The following is a 12,900-nucleotide window of genomic DNA, read 5'->3' as shown; positions in this document are numbered from 1 at the left end:
AAATTTTTGGCAATCCGCCAAATTTTTACCACCTTATTATTATTTTACTATCAGTAAGTAGTAATTCTTCTTACCTTTCTGGGCCAGAAGATATTTGCCGTCAATCAGATCCTCGGCTGTGATTGCGCGATTCTGATCGGTAATTTTCTCCTTGTTCAGCGATACGCCTCCACCCTGAACCATCTTGCGCATTTCGCCCTTTGATGGGAATACTGGTGCTGCAGTGGTGAGCAGTTCGATAGCGGGCTGACCAAGCTGATCCTTTGAGATTTCGAACTGAGGCACGCCGTCGAATACATCGAGCAGTGTCTGCTCGTCAAGTTTCTCAAGTCCTTCCTTGGTTGATTTGCCAAACAGGATATTTGATGCCTCGATAGCAGTGTCGAGAGCCTCCTGAGAGTGAACCATTACGGTTACCTCTTCTGCCAGGCGCTTCTGCAGTACACGGCGGCCAGGATCCTGCTTGTGCTCCTCTACGAGTGCGTCGATCACGTCTTTCTCGAGCGATGTGAAGATTTTGATATAGCGCTCAGCATCGTCGTCGCTCACGTTGAGCCAGAACTGGTAGAACTTATATGGGGTGGTGCGCACTGGATCGAGCCAGATGTTACCGCTTTCTGTCTTACCGAACTTCTTACCGTCGCTCTTGGTGATAAGAGGGCAGGTGAGGGCAAATGTCTCAACCTCGTTGCCAAGTGTGCGGCGGATAAGCTCTGTACCTGTAGTCATGTTGCCCCACTGGTCGTTACCGCCCAACTGAAGCTTTACGCCAAGATGCTGGTAGAGATACAGGAAGTCGTAACCCTGAAGAAGCTGATAGGTGAACTCTGTGAATGAGAGACCGTCGCGGGCAGTACCGTTCAGGCGCTGCTGTACGCTCTCCTTAGCCATCATATAGTTTACAGTAATGTGCTTACCAACCTCACGAGCGAAATCAAGGAAAGTAAAGTCCTTCATCCAGTCGTAGTTGTTTACCATAATAGCAGCATTTGGCTCCTTCGACTCAAAGTCGAGGAATTTAGCTACCTGCTTCTTGATGCACTCCTGGTTGTGTCGAAGTGTCTCGTCGTTAAGCAGATTGCGCTCCTGGCTCTTACCTGAGGGGTCGCCAATCATACCGGTGGCACCACCAACAAGAATCACCGGACGATGTCCGCAACGCTGAAGGTGACGGAGCATCATGATACCGCAAAGGTGTCCGATATGCAGCGAATCGGCTGTTGGATCGGTACCCAGATATGCTGTTACCATCTCTTTCTGGAGCAGTTCTTCAGTTCCTGGCATCATTTGTGCCAGCATACCGCGCCATTTCAGTTCTTCTACAAAATTTTTCTTCATATATCTTTTATTCTATTATTTCTAGTACTTCTGGTATATCTGGTAATCTATGGCACTGGATCGTAGCCTGATCCGCCCCATGGGTTGCATCTCAGTATTCGCCAGATAGCAAGGGCCAACCCCTTTATGGGGCCATGTTTCATAATGGCTTGCTTGGCATATTCGCTGCATGTGGGAGTGAATCGGCATGAGGGACCTAGAAGTGGAGATATGCATATCTGGTAAAAGCGTATTGGCAATACCAATAATATAGATATGTAGTGTGATAGCTTCTTCATGTTTTTATTTTGCCATTTGTTTCAGAAGGCTTATCACTTTTTTCTCTACTTCGTTAGTGGCGAAGTGCTTATCGCTCAACCAGATGATGGCAATCAAAAGCATTTTTCCTTCGGCTACTGTGCCTTCGAGTAATGCCTTATTCTTGCGATATGCCTCGCGTATCTGTCGCTTAACTCTGTTCCTGTCAACGGCATGCTTGAACTTTTTCTTTGGTACGCTGATCAGTAGTTGTACGGGGGCACATCCTTCGCGATGCTCGGTTTTTAGATATACCGCTCTTAGAGGATAGGCTGCCAGCGACTGGCTGTTGCCTTTCTCAAAGAGCGTTTCTATCAGCAGATTGCTGACGATGCGCTCCTCTTTCTTGAATGTAGGAGCCGTCGTCATCAATCCTTAATCTTGTATTTCAAACAGGTAGTGCTGTAGAGCACCAGTCATCGATGGGTATTTCTCGTTAGGAGCTTCGATATCCAAACGCAACCCTGCTTCCTTAGCTGCCTTTGCTGTTGCAGGACCAAAAGTGGCGATAGCAATCTTGTCTTGCTTGAAGTTGGGGAAGTTCTTGGTCAGCGATTCGATTCCTGCAGGGCTGAAGAAAATCAGCATGTCATAATCGAAGTTCTTTACCTCTTCCTCAGTGAAGTCGTTGCTCACGGTCTTGTACATAACGCACTCGGTGTGCTGCAACTTCTTTGAGTCAAGCAGATTTGCAAGGCTGTCGGTATGTACGTCGCTCAGTGGAACGAGATACTTCTCAGTCTTGTGCTTCACCATTGTTGGAATCAGATCGTCAATACGACCTGTCTCGCCAAAGAATATCTTGCGCTTTCTGTACTGAACATATTTTTGGATGTACAGTGCGATAGTCTCGGTAACACAGAAATACTTCATGTCCTCAGGAATGTTAATTCTGAGTTCCTTGGCCATGTTGAAGAAATGGTCAATAGCATGACGTGAGGTGAATACAATGGCAGTGTGATCCAAAATGCTCACCTTCTGTGCACGGAAATCCTTTGAGCTGATTCCCTCCACCTTGATGAATGGACGGAAAACCAATTCAACACCAAACTTGTTCGCAATATCGAAATATGGCGACTTCTCACTAGATGGTTTGGGTTGTGAAACCAGAATCTTTTTGATCATATGTGTCCTAAATATTTATTTTCAAATTTTCTGTTATTACCAGTAATCCGCTCCAAAGCACAATTAAAGGTATCATTTCGAGGGCACAAAAGTACAAAAATATTTGTAGAAAACCACCTTTTTGATTAAAAAAGATAGTATAAGACTTATAAAATGTTAGTATTTTGGCAAAAATTAGTATAGTTACGGTATAAATGATGGCATTTTGAAGTGGATATTGGAAATATGCCATCAGTAGTACTAATGGGAATAATGCTACTCCCTCTAACGAGGTTATGAGTAGTAATGACTCTTGTAATTGTAAATTTTTCTTATTGGTAAAGAATGTATTGTTGACGATTGTATACAACAACATTCTAATGACCATGTAGCTAATTATTGCCCCACTAAAGATGACCAATAGTATGTATTCTGATGAGAAGATAAAGGTGTTGGCAATGAAATGGGTGGTGTAGAAGAAATAGAGTAGGGCATAAAGCAAACATGTGATAAACAGAAACAGGAATTGGAACTTGATTTCGCTTCCGGTTTCTGTAAGTGTCTGTTCTGACTTCTGGGTTGAGAAGAAATGCTTAGCTTGTCGCAGCAGGAAATCTGATATTCGTGACAGAACGAAGGTGATGAGTAGGAAACAGATGATGAGTATGCCTGTTACAAAGCTATCATTCTGAAAAGAGTAGGGGATTGGGGTGCCTGATGTGCCAATTCGTTCTGTACTCAACTCTGGATGGTACATCGTGTTGTTCGAAAAGAAATTCTCACGATAATAATGTGGAAGATTTACTTCCTTCAGGTCGCGAGGTCTTTCCTGACCAGGCAGATGTAGTGTGTCGGGCCTACTGCTATAGTGGATTTCTTTGGGCTCGAACCATTCCTGTATGGCTGAGTCCTGTTGGGCGGGTGTAGCATCTTTAGGCAACAACCGCAGCACCTCGTAGGGTGTCTGCGGTTTTGCCGAATGTACTGCTATCGTATCTGTACGTGCAGTAGATATAGTAGTTAGGATGCTATCGTTCTGCAACATATTCGATTATAGTCCGAACTCTTTACGTATGTCCTCAACACGGTCCAGCTTCTCCCATGTAAACAACTCCACATCGATGGTCTTTGTTTCGTGGTAGTGGCTGGTAAAGGTCTTCTTCACAACTTCACACTTACGCCCCATGTGTCCATAGGCAGCTGTCTCGCTGTACATGGGCTGGCGCAGTTTCAGTGTGCGCTCGATGGCTTTCGGACGCAAATCGAAGAGTTTCTCTATCTTCTTGGCAATCTCGCCATCACTCATCTGTACGTTGCTACGGCCGTAGGTATTCACGTAGATGTTCATAGGCTTAGCCACACCAATGGCGTAACTAATCTGTACCAGCATCTCGTCGGCTACACCTGCAGCAACCATGTTTTTGGCGATATGACGGGCTGCATAGGCTGCACTGCGGTCAACCTTCGATGAATCCTTGCCTGAGAAGGCACCACCTCCGTGGGCACCCTTACCTCCGTAAGTGTCTACAATAATCTTACGGCCAGTAAGACCTGTGTCGCCATGAGGGCCACCGATAACAAACTTACCTGTTGGGTTCACGTAGTACTTGATGTCGAGTCCGAACAAGTCGAGCACCTTCTGCGAGTTAATCTGTTTCTTAACTCTTGGAATCAGGATGTTGATCACGTCGTCCTTGATCTTGGCCAGCATCTTCTCGTCCTCATCGAATTCATCGTGCTGTGTTGATACAACGATGGTGTCGATACGCTCGGGGATTCCCTCGTCCGAGTACTGTACTGTTACCTGACTTTTGGCATCTGGGCGCAGATAGGTCATCTCCTTACCCTCCTTGCGGATATCGGCAAGTGTGCGCATAATCAGGTGAGCCAAGTCGAGACTTACTGGCATGTAGCTTTCTGTCTCGTTAGTAGCATAACCAAACATCATACCCTGGTCTCCGGCTCCCTGTTCGTCCTCGTTGCCGTTATCAACACCGCGGTTGATGTCGGCGCTTTGCTCGTGGATAGCACTCAGGATTCCACACGAATCACCGTCGAACTGATACTCTGCTTTGGTATAGCCAATGCGTTTGATGGTATTGCGGGCCAGGGTCTGCAGGTCGATATATACATCACTGCGGACCTCACCCATGATTACTACCTGACCTGTAGTGACAAACGACTCGATGGCGCAGCGCGCCTTCGGGTCGTATGCCAGGAACTGGTCTAGTATTGTATCAGATATCTGATCGGCCACCTTATCTGGATGGCCCTCAGATACTGATTCTGATGAAAATAGATAACTCATTCTTTATATTTTAATTAATACTATTCTGCGGGCATCATGATTACCTCTGCAGCGTTACCTGCCTTCAGCAGTTCGGCTACAAATGCACTGATGGACTCAGTAGTCTGGGCGTTAACCACTTTCTCGTAGTCGGTGTCGAAGTCCAGATTGTACTTGCGCCATGTGTTGATGCGTCCAAGCCAGTAGCTGTTCTGCTTGCGCTGGTCGCCCAGGTTCTTCAGCAGATACTCCTTAACCTTCTGCAGCTTGTCGGCATCGCAGGTCTTAGTCATGTTGTTCACCTCGTCGCGCATAATCTGTGTTGCAACATCTGCCTTTTCTGGCTTCATGGGGCATCTGGCAAGGAGGTAAACTTGTGAACCAAAGTCGTTGCGGGTCATGTTGGCACCAGCACCAACGGTATAGGCAGCGCTGGCATCCTCGCGTATCTTCTTCAGATATTCCATCATCAGGATCTGTCCTGCGATGGTTGCCTTTACGCTATTCTCAAGAGTATAAGGAATGTCCTTAGAATACCAGTACATAGTTGCCATGGCCTTTGGAGTCTCGGCCTTCTGCTTGAAGCTGTTTACAAGCTTGCCAGTGAAGTCGGTGTCAACTTCCTTGCTCTTAACCACCTTCTTCTGTGCAGGCAGCGAAGCGATGTACTGCTCGATGAGCGGACGGATGGTTGCCTCGTCGAAGTTACCGATGATGGTGAACTCGTAGGCAGCAGCGTTAGCTGTGCGCTCCTTTGCAATCTGCAGAACGCGGTCGTAGTCTACGTTCTTCAGGTCGGCTGCTTCTATGGTGCTGAAGCGTGGGTTGTGACTATTCAGAGTTGCGTTTAACGAGTCGTTAAATACATTCTCTGGCTCCAACAGGCGGTTCTTCAGCACGGTCTCAACAAGGGTCATTGTGTTGTCGAACGACTTCTGGTCCTTATTGATGTTGGTGAAGTAGAGGTAAACCAGCTGCAGCATGGTCTCAACATCCTTTGGAGTAGAGCTACCGCTGATGAGCTGGCGGTATGTGCTCATTGTGAGCGTTGCACTGGCAATCTTACCAGCCAAGGCCTTCTCGAGTTCTGTGTGCGAGAAGTTTCCAAGTCCGCTGGCCTCAATCACGTCGTCGAACATCTTGATGTTGGCAAAGTCCTTCTCTCCGTAGAGTGCTGAACCTCCGAAGCCTTCGGCACGCAGTATGACCTGGTCTTTCTTCAGGTCGGTATTCTTCAGAACAACCTTCACGCCGTTCGAGAGTGTCAGCTCTGTGTATCCGAACTTATCGTTCTTAGTCTCCTTCTTAATCTTGCCCTTCTTAGGCAGGGTAGTCATCAGAGGCTCGTCCTTCACGTTGTCAACATATGCCTCGATCTGTGCAGCGCGTGCAGCAGCGATGGCCTTCTTGAAACCGTCCTCAGTAGGATATGTGGCGCCCTCCTTCTCATTGTTGAAGTTCAACAATACGAGGTTGCTGTCGTTCTGAGATACCAGCTCCTTAATCTGTGCGTTGACTGCCTCGATGGGGATAACCGGTATAATCTGCTTCATCGTCTCGTGAGTATAGTCGATGCTTGGAATGGGCTCTTTAGCCAGGAAGTGCTGAACATACTGGTTTACGAACTGACGGTTGAATCGCTTGTCCTTGTTAGAATACTGCTTGTCGAGGCTGCTCTGGAAGTCGGCCTTAAAGCGGTTGTACTCTGTAGGAGTGAATCCGAACTCAGCAGCACGGCGTGCCTCGGTGAGTACAGCCTCGAGTGCAGCTTCGGCCTGTCCGTCCTTTGGCAGGATACTGAAATCGAGCGCGTCTACAGTGCTAGAGAGCAGGTAGTCTCCATCCGAAGTAGATGCCTGCAGGAATGGGCTCTCAGGCTTCTGGGCATACTCTTTCAGTCGGTCGTTCAGCATGGTGAGTGCAGCATCCTTCATGTAGTCGGTCAGCAGGTAGGCCATGGTTCCCTTCAGCGAGTCGGGGAATGCCTCGTGCTTCATCATCATCATTATGAGGTTGTACTGCTGCTCCTTATCCTTGTCGATAACGATGATTGGCTCAGCATTGTCGGGTACAGGATATTTCTCAACTTTTGCTGGGTTCTTGGGCAGTGCAATGCCGCTGAACATATTCTTAATCTTCTGTTCTACCTTGTCTACGTCAACATCACCTACAACAATGATACCCTGGTTGTCGGGGCGATACCACTTCTCGTAGTATGCCTGCAGGAATGGGCGCTCAAAGTTGTCGATGATTTCCATCAGTCCGATAGGCATGCGGTAGCCATATTTAGAACCGGGATAGAGCTTGGGCAGGTCGCGCTCCAGCATACGCATCTGGGCATCGGTGCTCAGACGCCACTCCTCGTGGATTACGCCGCGCTCCTTCTCAATCTCCTCTTGCTCCAGCAGCAGTCCGTCGGCCCAGTCGAAGAGAATCAGCAGACAAGAGTCTACGATGCCCTCGCGGGTTGTTGGAACGTTACTGATGTTGTAAACAGTCTGGTCGATCGATGTGTAAGCATTCAGGTCGGTACCAAACTTCACACCGATGCTTTCGCACCAGCGCAGCAGCTCGTTGCCTTTAAAATGCTTCGATCCGTTGAAGGCCATGTGCTCAAGGAAGTGAGCCAGACCGCGCTGATCGTCGTCCTCCTGAATAGAACCTACCTTCTGAGCAATATAGAACTCAGCACGGTTCTCAGGCCAGTTGTTGTGACGGATGTAATAGGTTAATCCGTTGTCAAGTTTTCCGATGCGAACATCGGGATCGTTTGGAATTGATGGCATCTGCATCTGAGCCATCATTGCTACTACGCCGAACATTGTCAGCATAATGGTCGATAGAAATTTCTTCATCTTCATTTTAAGTTTTGGTTGCTACATAATGTAATAATCGGGTGCAAAGTTACACCTTTTTTTTATATTTGCAGCATATTCTACGTTAAAGCTACGTTAAACTTGACTTTTCTACACTAATAATCGCTTAGCGAAGTAGCGTACTGGATACCATACAGAGAGGAAACCTACTATGAGTACTGTTATAAACACGAGGATGATATCCTCGGGATGCACACTTACAGGGTAGGCGTTGATTACAAATGTGCCGCTGGATGAGCCTAAGGCCACTACACCATATCGTTGCTGAATCCAGCATAATGTAAGTCCGATAACGATTCCTATGGTGGCTCCGATGGCAGATATCATTCGGCCTTCGAATAGGAATATCCTGACTATCTGCTTGTCTGATGCGCCAAGATTGCGCAGTGTTACCACATCGTCTTTCTTGTCGATAATCAGCATCGATAGCGAGCCGATGATGTTAAAGCATGCCACCATCAGGATAAAGGTCAGGAAGATGTAGGCTATCAGCTTTTCTATCTTCATGATCTTAAAGGTGTCGTCTTGCTGCTCAAAGCGGTCTTTCACCACAAACTTCTCGCCACATAGTTTCTTTATCTTGCTCTTTACATTGTCGAAGTTGCTACCGGGCTTCAGTCTCAGTTCGAGCGACGACAGCATGCCTTGCTGTCCGAATATTCTGCGAGCGAAACTGATGCTGGTAAGTATGTAGTTCTTGTCGTAGCGCGACTGCTTCATGTTGAACAATACGCCTGGCGAATAGAGCTCGTCTTCTTCAAAGGCATCGTCAGGATTGGTCATATCCAGCTGTCCTTCTCGCTTTGGGGCGTATATGCGTATGGGCTCTTCGTAGGTATAGCCTGTGCCTAGCGTCTCTGCCAATCGTATGCCCAGGGTGCCGTAGTCCATATCTGCTGCGTGCAGACTGAAATCGCCATCGCCCACCAGTATCTCGTTGATGTGGGTTAGCTGGCTGAAGTTGTCGTCTACTCCCTTTATCACCACCATAGCCTGTCGCCCGCGGTAGATGGCCAGCGCCATGTCCTCCACGGTCTCTGTAGCCACCTCTATCTCTGGCAGTTGGCGTATCTCTGTCAGTATCGGGTCGTCGGCCGCAATCGTCTTTCCTTCGGCTGGCATCACCTTCAGCTGCGGGTCGAAGCTGGTAAAGAACGATGCTACCATGTCGTGGAATCCGTTGAATACCGATAGTGTTACCACCAGCGCCATTGTGGCCACGGCAACCCCAATCACAGAAATTCCACTGATCACGTTGATGGCATGAGTGGATTTCTTTGAGAACAGATACCTTCGGGCTATGAAGAAGGGAAAATTCATTTCTTCAGCAGTTCATCGATATGCTCGATATAATCGAGCGAGTCGTCGATAAAGAATCGCAGTTCGGGGATGATACGCATCTGGTTTCTTACGCGAGTTCCCAGTTCGTATCTTATCTGCTTGGCGTTGGCATTCACGTTGGTCAGTATCTCTTCGCCCTTCTCGCTGGGGAATACGCTCAGGTAGGCGGTGCAGATACTCAGGTCGGGTGATATCTTGGCGCGTGTCACCGATATCATCACACCGTGCATGGCGCGTGTCTGCTGCTGGAATATCAGCGAGAGCTCCTTCTGCAGCATTCTCGCAATTTTGTTTTGTCTTGTCTCTTGCATGTTATATTAATTTATTGAACATTGACCATTGAACATTGACCATTATTTCTTTCTTATTAGTGTTAAGCCGTCGCGCAGGGGTAGTATCACTTGCTCCACTCGCTGGTCGCGGGCTATGTAGTCGTTAAATGTCTCTATGCCCTGTGTCTGGCGGTCTTTGTCGTAGGCGTGGTCAATCACGTGCCCGTCCCAAAGCGTGTTGTCGGCCAGTATAAATCCTCCGGGCTTCAGTATGCTCATCACCATCTCGTAGCAGTCCTGGTAGGTGCGCTTGTCGCCATCCATAAAGGCCAGGTCGAACTCTATGCCCAGCTTGGGGGCCTCCTGTAGTGCATCGCCTATGATGAACTCAATCTTGTCGGCCCAGGGCGAACCTTCTATCCAGGGGCGGGTAAAGTCCTCCATCTCGTCGTTTATCTCGAAGGTGTACAGGCGCCCACCTTCGTCCAGTCCCTCAGCCATCGATAGGGCACTGTATCCGCTGAAGGTGCCTATCTCCAGGATGTTCTTGGGGCGAATCATCCTTACCAGCATCTTGAGCAGTCGGCCTTGCAGATGCCCGCTCGACATACGTCCGTGAATGGTGTGTATGTAGGTGGCGCGCCACAACCGGTACAGATACTCCGGCTCTGGCTCCGTGTGCTGCAGGATGTAATCCTCTAACTCCTTCACTCCTTACTCCTTCGCTCCTCTAAGAGCCTCAATGGCCAGACGGTATGAATCGAGACCGAAGCCAAGTATCACGCCCTTGCAGGCGCACGATATCATCGACTTGTGGCGGAACTCCTCGCGCTGATGCACGTTCGAGATGTGAACCTCGATAACAGGGCACTTCAGCGAGCGGATGCAATCCTGCAGAGCGATAGATGTGTGGGTGTAGGCGCCTGCGTTCAGCACGATGCCGTCGTAGGTAAAGCCCACCTCCTGCATCTTGTTGATCAGCTCACCCTCAACATTGCTCTGAAAGTACTCGATAGCTGTGTCGGCGAATCGCCTACACAGCTCCGGCAGATAGCTGTCGAACGATGACGAACCATAGATGCCTGGCTCCCGTTGCCCCAACAAGTTGAGGTTGGGACCATTGATAATCAGAATCTTCATTTTTTTCTATTAATGCATTAATTCGGGTGCAAAGGTACGAAATATTTTTTATATATAGAAAAAATATAGTATCTTTGCAGCAAATTTTTACAAATGAGTAACCAAAAAGATGTTGTAAGGGCTTATGTGCGCTATCTGAAGCTGCAGCGCAACATGTCGGGCAATACGCTCGATGCCTATCAGCGCGACCTCCGTAAACTGCTCGATTATCTCAGTCGCGAGCAGAAAGATATCTGCGAGGTTACTCTTCAGGATCTCGAACATTTTTCTGCTGGATTGCACGATATTGGTATTCATCCCCGCTCGCAGTGCCGTATACTCAGCGGCATACGCAGTTTCTTCAGGTTCGTACAGCTCGATGGCTATCGCGACGACGACCCTACCGAGCTGCTCGAGTCGCCACAGATAGGCGACCACCTGCCCGAGGTGCTCTCCACCCAGGAGGTCGACCGCCTGGAGGCAAGTATCGACCTTTCTAAGTGGGAGGGGCATCGCAATCGGGCCATCATCGAGGTGCTTTTCTCATGCGGACTGCGAGTAAGCGAGCTGGTAAACCTGAAGCTTTCCGATCTGTATCTCGACGAGGAGTACGTGCGTGTGATGGGTAAAGGCTCTAAAGAGCGCCTGGTGCCCATATCGCCCAAGGCTATCGAAGAGCTTAAGTATTGGTTCTGCGATCGTAATCTGATGAAGATAAAAGCTGGCGAGGAAGACTATGTGTTCCTGAATCGTCGCGGAGCCCACCTTACGCGTACCATGATTCTTATTATGATCAAGGCCCAGGCCAAGGAAGCGGGCATTCAGAAAACCATCTCGCCCCACACCCTTCGTCATTCCTTTGCCACAGCCCTGCTCGAGGGCGGTGCCGACCTGCGTTTCATCCAGGCCCTGCTGGGCCACGAGGATATCGGCACCACCGAGATCTACACCCACGTAGATACCAGCACCCTGCGCCAGGAAATCCTCGAGCACCACCCAAGGAACATGAAGAAGAGGTGATTTTTGTCGAAAAAACGCCGCTTTTGTTAAAAAGGTTAAAAAATGTGCTTTGTATTTAATATTTTCGTATCTTTGCGCCGTGATATTTACATTAATCTATTAATTAACAAAAGACAATGATTATGAAAAAACTATTTTTTATCGCAGCCATGATGGTTGCAACGTTGAGTGCAAACGCTCAGAACGAAGTAGGTCAGTGGTCAATTAAGCCAATGGCTGGTGTAAACCTTGCTACAATGACAAAGGCCGATAACACAAAAATGCGTGTAGGTTTGGCAGCAGGTGCAGAATTTGCTGTTGGTGCAGCCGAGAATTTTGAGATCAGTTTCGGTGCTCTGTATTCTATGCAGGGTGCTAAGGGTAAGGGTATTAACGATGGTATTACAATGAAGCTTGACTACATCAACATCCCCGTCCTGGCTAACTACTATGTAGCTCGTGGATTTGCTATCAAAGCCGGTGTTCAGCCTGGATTTAATGTAAAGAAGAAGCTTACCGCTGATGGCGCAAGTGCAGATATTGATGGTGTTAAGGGCTTTGCTTTCAGCGTACCAGTTGGTCTGTCTTACGAGGTCGGCGGCGTTGTTCTCGACGCTCGTTACAATTGGGGTATTACTAAGGCCGCTAAGGATAGTGACTCTAAGCACAGCTACTTCACAATCACTCTTGGTTACAAGATCCCATTCTAATTTAGGATAGTAATTATTACAATGAATGCCTTCCCTAACTGGGAGGGCATTTTTTTTATACTGTGTAAAACCAAATAACCTTCAATTTACTTATATTATATGTACGCGCATGCGTAATACTAAACATGGTACAAAGATATGGAAATTCTTGCTTACTTCAAAGAAAATGCATGCACTCATTTGGCCCACACCAAAAAAAGCACTCATAACGAGTGCTTTTATTTTAGGTTATACGCCCATGCAAGAGGTAGCTCCGAGGGCAGTCAGTATGGCCGTAGCCACAGATGCAATAATCTGCACGATGAATTTGATGGTTTCTTTCTTGGTCATAGTTGTTTTTTGTTTTAAATGGTTAGTACTTTCGGTAGCGGGGGTACGGGGGTACCCCCGATTACTCCTTAATCCCCAGGGTTAGGGGTGAGGCCGCCGGTTGGGCCGTCATCTTCGGGATTCTCGATGTCGCCGCTGTCGGTGCTGGTTACGCGCTTCACCTCCTTGCCGTCGCGGTCGTAGCAGCTGATCTGTACGGCGGTTGCGGCCAGTTCGTCCTTCAGGTC

Annotated in this window: 14 protein-coding genes and 1 pseudogene; 2 read left to right on the top strand and 13 right to left on the bottom strand. The window is 48.1% G+C overall.

Annotated features, from left to right (window positions below; genetic code table 11):
- Positions 1-39 precede the first annotated feature (39 nt).
- The 11 genes from tyrS to aroQ all read right to left on the bottom strand — a co-directional run bounded on the left by tyrS (position 40) and on the right by aroQ (position 10,655).
- The gene (gene tyrS, locus BUB86_RS05325) at positions 40-1,338 is read right to left on the bottom strand and encodes a tyrosine--tRNA ligase (protein ID WP_073206593.1); all 1,299 of its coding nucleotides are present in this window, start codon (positions 1,336-1,338) and stop codon (positions 40-42) included.
- A gap of 47 nt (positions 1,339-1,385) precedes the next feature.
- The gene (gene yidD / locus BUB86_RS05320) at positions 1,386-1,616 is read right to left on the bottom strand and encodes a membrane protein insertion efficiency factor YidD (RefSeq protein ID WP_073206591.1); all 231 of its coding nucleotides are present in this window, start codon (positions 1,614-1,616) and stop codon (positions 1,386-1,388) included.
- A 4-nt stretch (positions 1,617-1,620) separates the two neighbouring features.
- Positions 1,621-2,004, bottom strand: coding sequence for a ribonuclease P protein component (rnpA, locus tag BUB86_RS05315; RefSeq protein ID WP_073206588.1), 384 nt, complete (start codon positions 2,002-2,004; stop codon positions 1,621-1,623).
- Positions 2,005-2,010: 6 nt separating this feature from the next.
- Positions 2,011-2,760, bottom strand: a complete 750-nt coding sequence (locus BUB86_RS05310; protein WP_073206584.1) for a uroporphyrinogen-III synthase — start codon at positions 2,758-2,760, stop codon at positions 2,011-2,013.
- Between the two features lie 7 nt (positions 2,761-2,767).
- Positions 2,768-3,784, bottom strand: coding sequence for a DUF4271 domain-containing protein (locus tag BUB86_RS05305; RefSeq protein WP_073206581.1), 1,017 nt, complete (start codon positions 3,782-3,784; stop codon positions 2,768-2,770).
- Positions 3,785-3,790: 6 nt separating this feature from the next.
- Positions 3,791-5,047 carry a methionine adenosyltransferase gene (gene metK, locus BUB86_RS05300; RefSeq protein WP_073206578.1) on the bottom strand — a complete coding sequence of 419 codons (1,257 nt, stop codon included), beginning with the start codon at positions 5,045-5,047 and terminating at the stop codon, positions 3,791-3,793.
- A 20-nt stretch (positions 5,048-5,067) separates the two neighbouring features.
- Complete coding sequence (locus tag BUB86_RS05295; RefSeq protein ID WP_073206575.1) at positions 5,068-7,887, bottom strand: M16 family metallopeptidase; 2,820 nt, start codon at positions 7,885-7,887, stop codon at positions 5,068-5,070.
- A gap of 105 nt (positions 7,888-7,992) precedes the next feature.
- On the bottom strand, positions 7,993-9,222 hold the full coding sequence (locus BUB86_RS05290) for an FtsX-like permease family protein (protein WP_073206572.1): 1,230 nt from the start codon (positions 9,220-9,222) through the stop codon (positions 7,993-7,995).
- Positions 9,219-9,554 (bottom strand): 30S ribosome-binding factor RbfA, encoded by a 336-nt coding sequence (rbfA, locus tag BUB86_RS05285; RefSeq protein WP_073206569.1) that lies wholly within the window; start codon positions 9,552-9,554, stop codon positions 9,219-9,221. The genes BUB86_RS05290 and rbfA overlap by 4 nt, the downstream gene beginning before the upstream one ends.
- A 42-nt stretch (positions 9,555-9,596) precedes the next feature.
- Positions 9,597-10,226 (bottom strand): O-methyltransferase, encoded by a 630-nt coding sequence (locus tag BUB86_RS05280; protein WP_073206566.1) that lies wholly within the window; start codon positions 10,224-10,226, stop codon positions 9,597-9,599.
- Between the two features lie 3 nt (positions 10,227-10,229).
- Positions 10,230-10,655 (bottom strand): type II 3-dehydroquinate dehydratase, encoded by a 426-nt coding sequence (aroQ, locus tag BUB86_RS05275; protein WP_073206563.1) that lies wholly within the window; start codon positions 10,653-10,655, stop codon positions 10,230-10,232.
- Between the two features lie 93 nt (positions 10,656-10,748).
- On the opposite strand from aroQ, the gene xerD reads away from it, so the two are divergent.
- Positions 10,749-11,654: a site-specific tyrosine recombinase XerD gene (xerD, locus tag BUB86_RS05270; RefSeq protein WP_073206561.1), complete on the top strand. Its 906-nt coding sequence runs from the start codon at positions 10,749-10,751 to the stop codon at positions 11,652-11,654.
- A 122-nt stretch (positions 11,655-11,776) separates the two neighbouring features.
- Positions 11,777-12,343, top strand: coding sequence for a porin family protein (locus BUB86_RS05265; protein ID WP_073206749.1), 567 nt, complete (start codon positions 11,777-11,779; stop codon positions 12,341-12,343).
- Positions 12,344-12,571: 228 nt separating this feature from the next.
- Here BUB86_RS05265 and BUB86_RS17560 read toward each other — a convergent pair whose 3' ends face one another.
- Positions 12,572-12,673, bottom strand: coding sequence for a smalltalk protein (locus tag BUB86_RS17560; protein WP_175549419.1), 102 nt, complete (start codon positions 12,671-12,673; stop codon positions 12,572-12,574).
- Between the two features lie 68 nt (positions 12,674-12,741).
- Positions 12,742-12,900: pseudogene (locus tag BUB86_RS17935) on the bottom strand (DNA-binding protein); the annotation flags it as partial.

The organism is Xylanibacter ruminicola (assembly GCF_900142525.1).
GTDB classification, from domain to species: domain Bacteria; phylum Bacteroidota; class Bacteroidia; order Bacteroidales; family Bacteroidaceae; genus Prevotella; species Prevotella ruminicola_A.
Note: the sequence above shows the minus strand (reverse complement) of the source record. Positions and strands in the feature narration are given on the sequence as shown.

Excerpts from the sequence above, each read along its gene's own strand:
- aroQ (WP_073206563.1), bottom strand. The coding sequence starts at position 10,655 with ATGAAGATTCTGATTATCAATGGTCCCAACCTCAACTTGTTGGGGCAA.
- BUB86_RS17560 (WP_175549419.1), bottom strand. The coding sequence starts at position 12,673 with ATGACCAAGAAAGAAACCATCAAATTCATCGTGCAGATTATTGCATCT.
- xerD (WP_073206561.1), top strand. The coding sequence starts at position 10,749 with ATGAGTAACCAAAAAGATGTTGTAAGGGCTTATGTGCGCTATCTGAAG.
- BUB86_RS05265 (WP_073206749.1), top strand. The coding sequence starts at position 11,777 with ATGAAAAAACTATTTTTTATCGCAGCCATGATGGTTGCAACGTTGAGT.
- metK (WP_073206578.1), bottom strand. The coding sequence starts at position 5,047 with ATGAGTTATCTATTTTCATCAGAATCAGTATCTGAGGGCCATCCAGAT.
- tyrS (WP_073206593.1), bottom strand. The coding sequence starts at position 1,338 with ATGAAGAAAAATTTTGTAGAAGAACTGAAATGGCGCGGTATGCTGGCA.
- BUB86_RS05305 (WP_073206581.1), bottom strand. The coding sequence starts at position 3,784 with ATGTTGCAGAACGATAGCATCCTAACTACTATATCTACTGCACGTACA.
- BUB86_RS05290 (WP_073206572.1), bottom strand. The coding sequence starts at position 9,222 with ATGAATTTTCCCTTCTTCATAGCCCGAAGGTATCTGTTCTCAAAGAAA.
- rnpA (WP_073206588.1), bottom strand. The coding sequence starts at position 2,004 with ATGACGACGGCTCCTACATTCAAGAAAGAGGAGCGCATCGTCAGCAAT.
- BUB86_RS05310 (WP_073206584.1), bottom strand. The coding sequence starts at position 2,760 with ATGATCAAAAAGATTCTGGTTTCACAACCCAAACCATCTAGTGAGAAG.
- rbfA (WP_073206569.1), bottom strand. The coding sequence starts at position 9,554 with ATGCAAGAGACAAGACAAAACAAAATTGCGAGAATGCTGCAGAAGGAG.
- BUB86_RS05295 (WP_073206575.1), bottom strand. The coding sequence starts at position 7,887 with ATGAAGATGAAGAAATTTCTATCGACCATTATGCTGACAATGTTCGGC.
- yidD (WP_073206591.1), bottom strand. The coding sequence starts at position 1,616 with ATGAAGAAGCTATCACACTACATATCTATATTATTGGTATTGCCAATA.